Origin of the sequence: Edaphobacter aggregans DSM 19364, assembly GCF_000745965.1 — a bacterium.
Lineage (GTDB): Bacteria > Acidobacteriota > Terriglobia > Terriglobales > Acidobacteriaceae > Edaphobacter > Edaphobacter aggregans.
Genome location: NZ_JQKI01000148.1, coordinates 1 through 12,009 on the forward strand (window position 1 = coordinate 1; position 12,009 = coordinate 12,009).

Annotated in this window: 13 protein-coding genes; 9 read left to right on the top strand and 4 right to left on the bottom strand. The window is 58.5% G+C overall.

Going from position 1 to position 12,009, the window contains the following annotated elements; translation table 11 throughout:
* Positions 1-269, top strand: a 269-nt coding sequence (locus tag Q363_RS26920) for a Tn3 family transposase (RefSeq protein WP_035356909.1), incomplete at its 5' end; no start/stop codon positions are given.
* A 224-nt stretch (positions 270-493) separates the two neighbouring features.
* On the opposite strand, the gene Q363_RS26925 is transcribed toward Q363_RS26920, so the two are convergent.
* Entirely contained in the window at positions 494-1,360 is an 867-nt protein-coding gene (locus Q363_RS26925) for a hypothetical protein (protein ID WP_035356910.1), read from the bottom strand.
* A 614-nt stretch (positions 1,361-1,974) separates the two neighbouring features.
* Between Q363_RS26925 and Q363_RS26930 the strand changes: the two genes are divergently transcribed.
* From Q363_RS26930 to Q363_RS26945, 5 genes are all read left to right on the top strand, one after another.
* Positions 1,975-2,370: a putative quinol monooxygenase gene (locus Q363_RS26930; protein WP_157467641.1), complete on the top strand. Its 396-nt coding sequence runs from the start codon at positions 1,975-1,977 to the stop codon at positions 2,368-2,370.
* Between the two features lie 449 nt (positions 2,371-2,819).
* Positions 2,820-2,957: a hypothetical protein gene (locus Q363_RS41295; protein WP_157467643.1), complete on the top strand. Its 138-nt coding sequence runs from the start codon at positions 2,820-2,822 to the stop codon at positions 2,955-2,957.
* 10 nt (positions 2,958-2,967) lie between these two features.
* On the top strand, positions 2,968-3,633 hold the full coding sequence (locus tag Q363_RS26935) for an ABC transporter ATP-binding protein (RefSeq protein ID WP_035356911.1): 666 nt from the start codon (positions 2,968-2,970) through the stop codon (positions 3,631-3,633).
* Entirely contained in the window at positions 3,630-4,424 is a 795-nt protein-coding gene (locus tag Q363_RS26940; RefSeq protein WP_035356912.1) for an outer membrane lipoprotein-sorting protein, read from the top strand. The genes Q363_RS26935 and Q363_RS26940 overlap by 4 nt, the downstream gene beginning before the upstream one ends.
* Before the next feature lie 143 nt (positions 4,425-4,567).
* Entirely contained in the window at positions 4,568-5,449 is an 882-nt protein-coding gene (locus Q363_RS26945) for an alpha/beta hydrolase (protein WP_245632498.1), read from the top strand.
* Between the two features lie 57 nt (positions 5,450-5,506).
* Here Q363_RS26945 and Q363_RS26950 read toward each other — a convergent pair whose 3' ends face one another.
* On the bottom strand, positions 5,507-7,108 hold the full coding sequence (locus Q363_RS26950) for a class I adenylate-forming enzyme family protein (protein WP_035356913.1): 1,602 nt from the start codon (positions 7,106-7,108) through the stop codon (positions 5,507-5,509).
* Positions 7,105-8,211 carry an SDR family oxidoreductase gene (locus Q363_RS26955; protein ID WP_035356914.1) on the bottom strand — a complete coding sequence of 369 codons (1,107 nt, stop codon included), beginning with the start codon at positions 8,209-8,211 and terminating at the stop codon, positions 7,105-7,107. The genes Q363_RS26950 and Q363_RS26955 overlap by 4 nt, the downstream gene beginning before the upstream one ends.
* A 499-nt stretch (positions 8,212-8,710) precedes the next feature.
* Here Q363_RS26955 and Q363_RS26960 point away from each other — a divergent pair, with 499 nt between their 5' ends.
* Genes Q363_RS26960 through Q363_RS26970 form a run of 3 tightly spaced genes read left to right on the top strand, consistent with a single transcriptional unit; the run spans position 8,711 to position 11,580 of the window.
* Positions 8,711-9,925, top strand: coding sequence for an ABC transporter permease (locus Q363_RS26960; RefSeq protein ID WP_035356915.1), 1,215 nt, complete (start codon positions 8,711-8,713; stop codon positions 9,923-9,925).
* Positions 9,926-9,953: 28 nt separating this feature from the next.
* Positions 9,954-10,145 (top strand): hypothetical protein, encoded by a 192-nt coding sequence (locus tag Q363_RS26965; protein WP_035356916.1) that lies wholly within the window; start codon positions 9,954-9,956, stop codon positions 10,143-10,145.
* 13 nt (positions 10,146-10,158) lie between these two features.
* Positions 10,159-11,580: a glycosyltransferase gene (locus Q363_RS26970; RefSeq protein ID WP_245632499.1), complete on the top strand. Its 1,422-nt coding sequence runs from the start codon at positions 10,159-10,161 to the stop codon at positions 11,578-11,580.
* On the opposite strand, the gene Q363_RS39220 is transcribed toward Q363_RS26970, so the two are convergent.
* Positions 11,542-12,009 (bottom strand): transposase (locus Q363_RS39220; RefSeq protein WP_157467645.1); only part of this gene is annotated, 468 nt, incomplete at its 5' end. The genes Q363_RS26970 and Q363_RS39220 overlap by 39 nt on opposite strands.

The following is a 12,009-nucleotide window of genomic DNA, read 5'->3' on the forward strand; positions in this document are numbered from 1 at the left end:
ATCTGTGGTCTGAGTGCAGCCGCCTGATCCCCAACTGCATCATCTTTTACAACGCCTCCATCTTGTCTCGTCTCCTGGAACACAAGCAAAAAGCGGGACAGATGCAAGGCATCGACGAAATCAAGAACATCTCACCGATTGCCTGGCAGCACATCAATCTCCATGGGCGTTACGAATTCCAGAAACAGCCGGACCTCCTCAGCCTGGACGCCATCATTCAGGGATTGACGGAATGGGCACCCCAGCGAGACGCTGCATCAGCAGCTTGAATCTGAATTGAACCTTTTCGGGGCGTTATGCAAAGACCCCCACTCTGAGTTCGTAGACTTTGCTCAATCGCCTATTGCGCCCGAGCCAAGCAAGACTGCGCTCCACGATCCAGGTCAGGCTTGTGGTTTCCATGCTCGACAGTAGCTTGGCTATGGCGCAGCAGCAGCCTCAGAACGTATCTGGGACAGCCTGCGGGCCCGCGCCGAAGCAGGGCGCAGTCGACTTATGCTGGGCAAAGCCTGAAGTTAAGGCCGTCGGGCGAGATCGCCACACTGGTAAATTGGTGTGGCCGCTGCTGGGGGTCCTGCTGTCGCACCAGATCGCGCTGCGCATTAGCAATCTTGTTTAACTCGCCGGTGACCCGAGGGGCCAGCTCAGTGCCGATCATATTTTCCATGAGTACCTGACCGAGCTGGGACATTCCCAGCTCGACAAGATGGCCACAGCCCAGGCTGGCGAGATTCTCAAGAAACGACCAGTCCACTTCGAAATTGACATTATGTACGGCTACGCTGAGCGGTGAGTTCCCCGTCGTAGATATGTGCCTTACAGACAGTTCGATTGCGAGGTCCAGGTTTGCGTCGAACCAATCGGGCACATTGATCTCGACGGGCACCGCAATATTGATTCGGTTGTCGCCGAGGCTTACTATGCTGCCGTTATCGCGCAAGGTTACCTTTCCGGGTACGCTAAAGCGCCTGTCGAATTCCTGCTTAAACGGGTTGGTTATGAGGCCGGAGCCAATCGATCTATTCTGACAGTCGACGGGATCGACACGAACAGTGGTGGACGTTAGTCCCCTTTCGGTTCCGTCGGGGAACACTGCTGACAACTTAAAAATCGTTGACTGCGTTGGCTGGAAGTGTTTGGTGCCAATAGTGGTGACGAACGCTCCGTTCAGGTGTAGCTCCGCGTCAACATTTTCCGCGAACACTACGTGCCAAGAGACGACGCAGCCTCCACCAATCAAAATTGCCCTGGGCTCCACGCTGAACTTCCTGATCTGGATGTCCTGGAGCGCAGCTCCTATGGCCCCCACGGTCTCATCATTGGGGGTATTGTCGTCATTATCTCCGTCTTGTCCATCCATTTTATCCTCACTTTCTCTTGCCGTCGGTCCGGTTGCCGGTCGCAGGCCGGGGTCATGCCGGCTCACCTGCGCGCAACCTAAGATTGCACTTCAGAACAAAATGTCTAAATTGTGATTCAGAATCTACTGTGCGAGGCCCGAGGCTATGACCGGGAGGAGTGCAGGATCAGCAAAGCTCACTTAGTTTGAGCACGTCCGGATATTCTGTCAAGAGAAATCGCCCATCGCGAGCACAGCCTCCAGAGCCGGGAGGTTTGCATGGATATCGTAGATGGCTGCGACCAGCATGAAGGACCTCTTCTAAGTCCCGACTGCCGGGGAGGTCTTTTCGGTAGGGAATGGGGACCGGGGAAGGGGCCAAATCAACCCGCAATGGACCTGCGCTCCCCTGTGCGTCATCGGAATAGGTATGGACAGGTTGGTCTGCCAACCGACACCGGCAAGTGCCCAGCACCTCGACAGGTGCACCAACTGGGTGCAACAACTGGATGGTAATCAGGGACAACGCTGGACAACGCCAGAGAATCTCGACCGGTCCTAAATTTGTACGTCCCGATACGTGCAACTTGCTCATATACAGTTAGTTACAGCGGATCCCGCACAAAGGAAACAGGTTGAAAGCGGAGCCTTCAACCTGTCTTTTTGCTTATGCGCACATTTTTGAAGGTGAGCGAGAAGGGTGGGCTCTCTCTGTACGGTATGGGCCGGTTTCCGGTCACGCTCTACAAAGAACAATGGCTCAGCAGGGCAAAGGTGGTGAGTTGAAAGCGTTGCGGCGTGGGCTGGTACAGCCGACGCGTGCCGAGGCCGGCTGGAAGTATTATGAGTTGTTTGAGTCGAACTTAGCCGGCATATTTCTATTCAACGAGCTATGGGAGAGCCAAAAGCATCTCGATGCTCACGCGGCAAGCAGTCATTTTACGGAGATATTCGGCAAAGCTTCGGCACTACTGTCCGAGCCACTTGAAGTGAATCTTCTGACTTCTGTAGCACAGGCTTCGCGCGGATGAGAGACAGAATGCAGCGGTTTCCGAACGACTCCCTATATACTTTTCCAACTCTGTCGCATGTGTAGGTACTTGTTTATGCAATCGGCAATTCATCGTTCTTCGAGCACTGCTTGGAGCGAGCCGATAGCCCTCGCGCGTTGCAAGACTCTTTCTTCACTCATGCGTCTAACACTTAGATGAGCCTCAAAAGACTGCAAATCTTGGATGTCGCAGTAAGGGCTTGACCCAGGAGCCAATCGCGCAATCAAGGTGTAGTGAAGTCTGGAAGTAAAATTTAGCAATAAACACAGCGGCAGTTGCAGGATAAACTGGCACTCGATTCTTCCCGAACACGAACACGATAGGACGCACCTCAACCCATGGTCTCTAAATTGTCGTTAGCAAGATTTGCCCGGAAGGATTTTGGGCGCCTACTTCTCCTGACACTCATGAAATTCTGCGGGGCAAGTATGGCGATCGGCGCATTTGTTGGTCTGGTGGGCTTTTCTCGCGCGTTTGAAGACGAATTGCTGGGCATTGCCATGCTGGCCGGACTGACTGTCGGAGCGTTTCCAGCCTGGCGCGGCGCACGCCTTTTCCCGGTTTAGGCGCTGCGCCATGGGTAGTCCCATTCTGGAAGGACGCAAACTGCGCAAGGACTACGACGAAGGACGAATCGAGGCTCTCCGCGGTGTCGATCTCTCCATCAACGCTGGCGAATTCGTTGCCATTAGCGGACACAGCGGTAGTGGTAAATCTACCCTGCTCCACCTGCTCGGCGGGCTCGATACCCCCACCAGCGGCGATGTCCTGTTCCGCGGTGCGCCTCTGGGCGCCTCTATTAGCCTCGACACGTATCGCTGCCATCATATTGGATTCATCTTCCAGGCTTTCTACCTACTGCCCACCTTGTGTGCTGTCGAAAACGTGCAGGCCCCCATGCTCGCTACGAGAAATGGCGCCGGCAATCGCGAGGAACGTGCCGAGGCACTGCTGCGTGAAGTGGGGCTGGAGCACCGAATGCGCCAGCATCCGAATGAACTCTCTGCGGGAGAACGGCAACGCGTAGCGATTGCTCGGGCGCTGGCCAATAACCCTTCGATCCTGTTGGCAGATGAGCCCACGGGGAATCTCGACAGCACGAACTCCGCGCGAATTATGGAGATTCTCACTGGCATTCAGAAGACCCGCGGCATGACGCTGATTGTCATCACGCACGAGGACGAGATTGCGAACTCCGCGCCACGTCACATCCGCATCCATGATGGAAGGATCGTGCCATGAGACTCGCCTCTGTTGTGGCTGCGGCAATGCTGCTCATTGCGACCACAGCGCACGCGGCAGATGCGCGAGCGGTGATTGCCGTCGCGCGGCAGCGCATTGAGACTGCGGATTTTCGCGCCACCGGACGCCTGGTGCGGGTGGATGCAAGTGGGAATCGAGTCAGCAATGCCATTACCATCAAGGCGCACTGGCTTCCAGGCGTTCTGCGCGCGCTCGTCGAGATCGTCCCACCCCGGACGCCGGCGGGAAATGCGCGCCAGGATGCGCGGGTGACTATCTTGCTTGAAATGCGGCCCAACGGCCAGAATACGATCCGGATTTTCCGTCCACACGAGTCCGCGCCAGCCTCGTTGCCTTTTGATAAGTGGAGCGAGAGTGTATTCGGCAGCGACTTCAACTATGAGGACTTTCTCCAGCCGGAGTATTACTGGCAGGGCCAGACGATTCTTAAGAGTGCCAGATTTGGCGCTCGCGATTGCGATGTCCTGAAGAGTACACCGGGCGCATTGGATCATTCGCACTATGCCGAGGTCCAAACGTGGCTCGACCACACCATCGGCTACCCCATCTATTTGGAAAAGACGCTGAAAGATGGGGGAATCGTGAAGGAATTCACATACTTCGGTTTGAGCCAATCGGGCGGAGTCTGGTCAGCCAGACAGGTGGAAGTGAAGATACATGGCCGCCCCGGATCGACCCTCCTGATTATCGAACGCGGAAGCACAAAAGCAAACCTCAGCATCAGGGACTTCAGTCCCGAGCAGATCAGCCAATTCGAGGATCGCCCATGACCCTTCTATTCGTATTTTCGGTTGCCGTTGCGGCGTTGCTCGTCGCGGGATTCCTCTATCAATGCATCGGCGGCAGTCTTGACCGAAGGCGGTATACCGGTCCGGGTCGTTGGGTGGAAATTGAGCGAGGGCGAAAGCTTTACGTGGTCGAGAAGGGATCGGGCGGACCTGCCGTGCTCTTCGAGGCCGGCATCGCGGCCACCAACTTGAACTGGCATCACATACAGGAAACTGTTTCTCGCTTCACTTCCACAGCGTCTTATGATCGCAGCGGCCTTGGCTGGAGCAGCCCATCCTCCACTGTGCGCACGCCGGGAAACATCGCGGCTGAACTGCACACCATGCTGCAATCGGCCGGCATCAAGCCGCCCTACATCCTCGTGGGACATTCCTTCGGCGGGTTGGTGGTGCGCCGGTACGCGGTCACCTATCCGGAAGATGTCGCAGGCGTTGTGCTGATCGATCCGATGCGCTGTGAAGAGTGGCCGCCACTCAATCCAGCCAAGCAATCCATGATCGATCGAGGCAAGAAACTCTCTGGTTACGCGATTCCGATTGCGCACTTTGGACTGGCCCGACTCGCCGTAACCTCTCTGCTATGCCGTTCTGGGCGGATCTCGGGGCATCTGGCTGGTGCCGCAGGGGTCGGGGGCCTCCATGTTCTGAAACGGGTCACGGAAGAAGTGGGCAAGATGCCCAGGGAGGTGTGGCCTATTGTCGCCGCACATTGGTCGCGGCCGAGCTACTACGCCGGAATGCAACGCCATGTGGAAGCAGTCCCAGAAACAGTTTGTGAGATGGAGGACGCCGATCCCATTCGCGAGATCCCGGTACTGTTGCTGACGCCCGGAAAGTCGACCCCTCTCTCCGACCTGTGTCTCGACCAAATCGGGGACAATGTGCGGCAGGTGATTGCGTCGGCCAGCGCGCACTGGATCCATCTCGATGAGCCCGGACTCGTCGTTGATTCGATTCGCGAGATGGTGACGGTCGCAACCCCCGTGGAGATCCCAGTAACAATCTGACTCCGTTGCACTATTGCGGAAGGAATCGAGCAACGGGTGAGGCCGGCAACGGCGACTTCAGTCCATCAGCTCTGAAAATCGCTCCTGCAGCACCCGTCGAAGATACTTGCCGCTGTCATTCTGCGGCAGGTCGCCGGGGGCGAGAATCCAGATGCGCCGCGGCGCCTTATAAGCCGCGAGATTGCTGCGGCACCAATTCAGCAGGTCAACTTCTTCGGAAGAGGAACCCGGCTGCAATTCAACTGCGGCCACGGGGATCTCGCCCTTCTCCTGGTGACGGAGGCCGAACGCGACTGCGCGGGCCACAGCAGGATGGGCCAGGATTGCTTCTTCTAGTTCGCGAACGTACACTGAGTAGCCGCCCGACTTGATCACATCCTTTGTGCGCCCCACAAGCCGGATAAGTCCAAGGCGATTGCGCGTGGCCAGGTCACCGGTACGCAACCAGCCGTCGCCGGTAAGAAGGCCCTGAGCATCGCCCTTGTCCTTCCAATAGTGCGGAGCGAGACCGCGACGACGAATCTGGCATTCGCCCGCTACACCCGCTGGCACGGTCTGGCCATTCTCATCGACCAGGCGGATGCGAAACGGCGGCACGGGGAGACACAGGTCGCCACTCCCGCGCAGCAACGGCAACTCAATGCCCATCATGGCGAGGCCGCCCAACTCCACCATGCCATAGCCGTTCAGCAGAATGGGTGGGATACGCCAACCACCGAGCAGCCGGAATAGGGCTCCGAACTGACGCAGACGCAGTCGAACTTCGGAGGGAAGGTGGTCGCTGGCGGAGAGCCAAACACGCACACTCGCCAAGCGTGCAGGTGCGGGGTTGCTGTTGACCAGGCGGGCAAACATGGTGGGCACGCCAACAAAGGCGGTGATGCGGAAGCGCTCAACAAGGTCCAGCGCAGCATCGACATCGAAGCGATCGAGAAAACATCCGCGGATACCCGCCATTAGGCCGTACAGAGCAATGCTCACAGCCATTATGTGTGACCAGGGCAACGCTACGAGCGCAAGGTCCCGCGGGCCCAAAAATATCCCAGAGAGTACCGTGGACGCGCGCGCCCCAAGCAATGCGTTGCTCGACAAGGCTGCGCCCTTGGGAAATCCACTGGTACCGGAAGTATGAAAGATGGCAACCGTTGCGGCCGGATCGATGGTGACTGGTGGTAACGGCGCATCAGTCTCGGAGACGCGCAGGAATCCGTCGAGCGTCTCCTTCTCATCATCTGCCTGTATCCAAGTGCGCACATCAAGGGCCTGGCGATCGCCGATGGTCCGTTCAAATACCACTCTGTCGGTAACGAGAATCTCTGTGCCGCTATCGGCGAGAATCCGGCGCACTTCGGCAAGGGAGAGCTGCGGATTCAGCGGAACCGCAATGCCTCCCGCGCGGATAATGGCAAGAAACCAATGGAAGCATTCCCGATTGTTGCTGCGGTAGATGGCAACAAGCTGGCCCGGGCGAAGCGCGATGGCCTGACGCAGAAAAGCATCGATGGAGCAAACTTCTGCGTGCAAATCGGAAAGATGAAAGACGCCGCTTTCGTATACGGCGACTTCGCAATTCCCTTTCCGACGAACCGACTCATCCACAAGATTAGCGACCGTGACTCCGCGGTCCCGCGCGAGTTGATAGCGTTGGATAATACTCATTGCGCAGAGTCCGGCTTGCGGCCCCAGTCGCTGGCCACACAATAATGGAAAAGGTGGTCGAGATAATCGAGTACCGGTGGCGGACTCACCCCGGCAGGCTGCAGAAGACGTTCGGCATTGCTGGTGTCAAACTGCATGCGCATGGTGAAGTAATCCCGGTAGGCGCGGCCGTCGCGCAGCACACGACGTTTGCGTCCCCACAGAGAGAGAAACAGAAGCGGCCGCACCACGGCGAAGAAGAATCTCGGATCAACGAAACGCGGCTCGGGACCGTTGAAGTATTCCATTGCGCGATGGGCAACTTGTTGGATAGTCGCGCTGGCGCGCGGTCCGGCACAGAGGTGAACTGTACAGCCCAGGGCGGCTTCATCAAAGAGGAGTTGCGCGACGGAACTGGCGACAAAATCCACGGGCACAATGTCGAGTACCGCGTCAGGATAGCCAGGGACGGTGCGCCAAAGGCGTCGTGCGTAGATCTTCAGCGGCCAGTACATCATCTTGAAGCTGGAGGTGACGCCGGTTCTGGAGTCCCCGACGATGATGCTGGGACGCAGTATCACGCCGGGAAGCGAACCGAGACGCGATTGTACAAAGGCCTCAGCCTCGGCCTTGGTTTGTTCGTAGGTGTTGCGATGGCTCTGGCCCACGGCAAGCTCGTTTTCGCGCACCAGGTCCGAGCGCTCGCCGGCCACGTAGGCTGTACCGACGTAGGCGAAGCATCGCAGGTGGCGCGCGCCGCCCGCAAAATCGAGAATATGCCGGGTGCCCTCGACGTTAATGCGGCGTGCCTCGTCGAGCGAATGATCGAACCGCACGGTGGCAGCGGAGTGAATCACCCGGGTTGTTTCAGCCGAAAGGCGCCCGTAGGAGGCTGGATCCAGCCCACAGTTAGGCTGGCTGACGTCTCCAGAAAAAACCTGAACGCGCGACCGCTCCGCCAAAGGAATGAATGAATCAGCGCGCTGCTGACCCGATTGCCCGGCTCTGTTGCGGATGAGCAGCGCCAGTGTGGCGTTCGGCTTCCGCTCCAGAAGTTCGCGCACCAGCTGCACTCCGAGGAAGCCAGTTGCGCCCGTAACTAGAATGAGCTCTTCGTTGTTCATTTCAAAACCGGCCTTAGTCCGCGAACAATAAGAAGGCCGGCGAATCATGACCGCTGGGTGCCTGTGCGACGGGCTGCGCTACCGCTCATTATAGCCTCCGAGCAGTGTCGAGCTAATTGTCTCCTCGGGGCGGCGAGAGGATAACTTTACTCGAAATACCCGGAATGGCCGCACTAGCCATGGGGTCAGAAAGCGCTATCGGTTAAGGCGACCTGCCTTCTTAGGCGTCTGCATGGTGCGGGGTCCCAGTCGGCAATCCGGGCCCGGCTGAGCTACTGAGATACGTTGTGCCGGAACGCATCAAGTCCGGATGGCTGTAGGGGGGAAGGGAAAGTCGACAGCCAGACGCAACCCATCGAGCCCTTCGCCGACGACTAGGCCGAGCGCACCCCTTGCAGCACAGAGCTTGCGCGGATGCGAATCTACGTCGCGATAGCGGAGGGCATCTGGCGGCCGGAGGTCGAAAATTGGAAATAACACCCTGGACCTCTTATTCTGAATGGGCGCGGCGAACACCGCCGCGACAAACTCGCAGCTCAACTTTCTTCAACGCGAAGACAAAAGGACGCATTCCAACTTCATGGCCAAATCATTGTCGTTCACGGGATTTGTTTTGAAGAACCTGCGGCGCCGGCGGCTGAGGACTCTGCTCACGCTGGCTGGAATCGGAATGGCGGTGGGCGCGTTTGTAGGCCTGGTGGGCTTTTCGAGCGCGTTCGAACAGCAGTGGTTGCGTATTTACTCCAGCAGCGGCACTGACATCGCCGTGATTCAGGGGACCTTCCTGAACACTTCGCTGGACGAGTCGACGACGGCAAAGCTTAGGGATTTGCCCGATGTGGCGCAGGCCTCGCCCACGATCTTTAACCTGATGGACCTGACACCGGACGTGAATGCGCTGGTATACGGCTGGAAGGACGATGCATTTCAGTTTGGTTCTCTGCAGATTCTTGCCGGGCGGCGATTTCGCGACGGCCGCGCCGAAGTCATACTCGGCGATATGCTCGCTCAGGATCTGAAGAAGGCCCCCGGTGACATTCTTGAAATTCAGGGCACGCCATTCACGGTAACTGCCATTTATCACGGCGCTTCAACGCTTGAGGCGGCCGCGGTTGTCATGCCGCTGGACCAGTTGCAACAGCTAAGCAGCTTGCAAGGCAAAGTTTCGACGATTGATGTTCGGCTGCGCCCAGCGCCTCGCGGAGAAACGCCGGAACAATACTTGAAGCACGCGCAGGCTGAGATCGAAGCTGCTCTGCCGGGAATGCGCGCTGTTCCCGCAGCGGAGCGCGCCAGCGACAATCAGTTTGTGAAGCTGGCCCACGCTTCCGCCTGGGGCACCTCTTCGCTCGCCCTCCTCATCGGCATACTGGGAATCGCCAACACCATGGCGATGTCGGTTTTCGAGCGCACGCGGGAGATCGGCATCCTGCGCGCTCTGGGTTGGAACCGATGGCAGGTGCTGGCGCACATTGAGATTGAAGCAGTCACGCTTGGCCTGGGCGGGGGATTTCTCGGTATCGCTTTAGGATGGTGTGCTCTGCAGGTGCTGGCGGCTTTGCCACGGACCGCGAGTCTCGTTTCGGCGTCACTCCACTGGCAGCTTCTTGCCGAGGCGGTGGGAATCGCGGTGTTCGCCGGGCTGATTGCCGGAGCGCTTCCGGCGTTGCGCGCAGGGCAACTCTCACCCGTGGATGCGCTGAGGCACGATTAGCCGATCTCGCACAGGAACCGTTCGCCCAGTGCTCGCCGGGGATCTTACCGTTGCGATGGTGTGGCAAGTTGCTGGGGCTAAGAACGCAGATGCGGCGCGGCGCTTTGCCCGCGCCCCATTCCAGCAGATCGCTCTCATCGGCGGGCGCACCCCGCTGCAGTTCGACCTCTGCAGCGGAATCGGGACGCCTGTTACCGTAGCAGTTATTACTGGCACCTGAAATCAATGAATTATTGAAGAGGGCAATGGCGAGATTTGGGGCATTTTGTTTTCCGGGAACCGGTCATCTCAATCCGATGACCGCGCTGGCGCATTCCCTGCGACTGAGAGGCCATGAGGTCGTGATCTTCGGGATCGCGGACACCGAAGCAGGTGTGCGTGCTGCGGGTATCGAGTTTCATCGGATCGGCGCCGAAGACTATCCGCCCGGCACTCTCAAGAGGCTGGACCAGCAATTGGCGCGGTTAAAGGGGATCGCGGCTTTTCGATTTACGTTGGAGCGGGTGAGGAATTCGACGCGGATGATCCTGCGCGACGGGCCGGAAGCGGTGCGGACAGCCAACGTAGAAGTGCTGCTGGTCGACGAGGCCGAGTTTGCTGGAAACGTGGCAGACCATTTAGGCCTGCCCTGGATCTCCATCGCCTTGATTCCTCCCCTGCTCCCCGACGACCGGTTTCCGCCCTTCTGGCTCGGCTGGGCGGCGGGACAGGATCGGCTCAGCCGTTTGCGTAACCGCCTTGCAATTCATTTGCTTTTGCGGATCGCCACCCCCATCTTCAGAGAAGTGAACCAGCAGCGTAGCGCATGGGGACTGAAGCCCCTCACGCGTCCCGAGGAAGGGCTATCGCCTCTGGCGCAAATTACTCAGTTGCCTGAAGCACTGGAGTTCGAAATCCGCGGCAAAAAGCCACCCGGGCTTCACTATACCGGGCCGTTCTTACACGCTCAACAGCGTCCTGCCGTCGACTTCCCCTGGGACCGCCTCGACGGACGCCCACTCATTTATGCATCGCTGGGCACTCTCCAGAATGGTTCGGAAGCCATCTTCAGAACGATCACAGATGCCTGTGCCGGACTCGGCGCACAATTATTGATTTCGCTGGGTGGCGGACTCGATCCGGCAAGACTGGGAAAGCTGGCCGGCGATCCGCTGGTGGTGCGCTTTGCTCCCCAACTGGAGATTCTGAAGCGGGCCGCGCTGGTGATCACGCATGCCGGCCTGAACACGGTCCTCGAGTCGCTGTCCGAGGGAGTGCCGCTGGTGGCCGTGCCCCTCGGCAACGACCAACCCGGGGTGGCGGCGAGGCTCAAGGCACGCGGAGCATGCGTGGTGGTTTCACGGCACAGGCTAAACCCGGCCCGGCTTCGCAAAGCAGTCATGCTCGTGCTTCAAGATGCCAGATACCGTGAAGCGGCCCAGGTCTTGCAGAGAGCTATCCAGCAGTTGGACGGACCAGATCGCGCTGCAGATCTCATCGAACAGGTGCTGAAACATTTGGAACAGATTAAGTTTTTGCTGGGGCATAGCTCCGCCGTTCTTGCGACAGAGCTTGGCGCAGGTCCGGCGCAGATCATGCGCCCCGAATGTTCAAGAGCGCCTCAGCAGTTGCCGCCATCAAGACCGGGCCGTTCCAGAAGTTTTACGCTGCTCTGATCGGCAAAGGAATAGTGGTACCGGGCAAACCACCGCTGGGATCGGATCCACGGGATGGAACTGAACTATGGGAACACTCAAGCTGTTTGTGGGTTCAGATACCTGGCGTCGAAGCTGTCCGTTAACGTACTGGTTCTCTGCGCTGTCGTGGGTTTCGATCGCCAACCCGCTGTAAGCCCAGAGCTGTCGCTTGGTGCGAAAACGATCCGGCGTCTGGAGCAGCGCGATCAGCAGGGCCGCCCGGATGGGGCCAATCGACGGAATCTGACTTAACAGCGTCGATACGTTGTGCTTCTTGCTCTCCAGCAGTAGCTCGCTCCGCACTACTAAGCGGAGCGAGCGCAAAGCGTCCAACTCTGCGTAGTAGAACTCTGCCCGGCGGCGCACGCCGGGCTCTTGGATCTTGCCCAGCCACTCCAGGCGATGGCG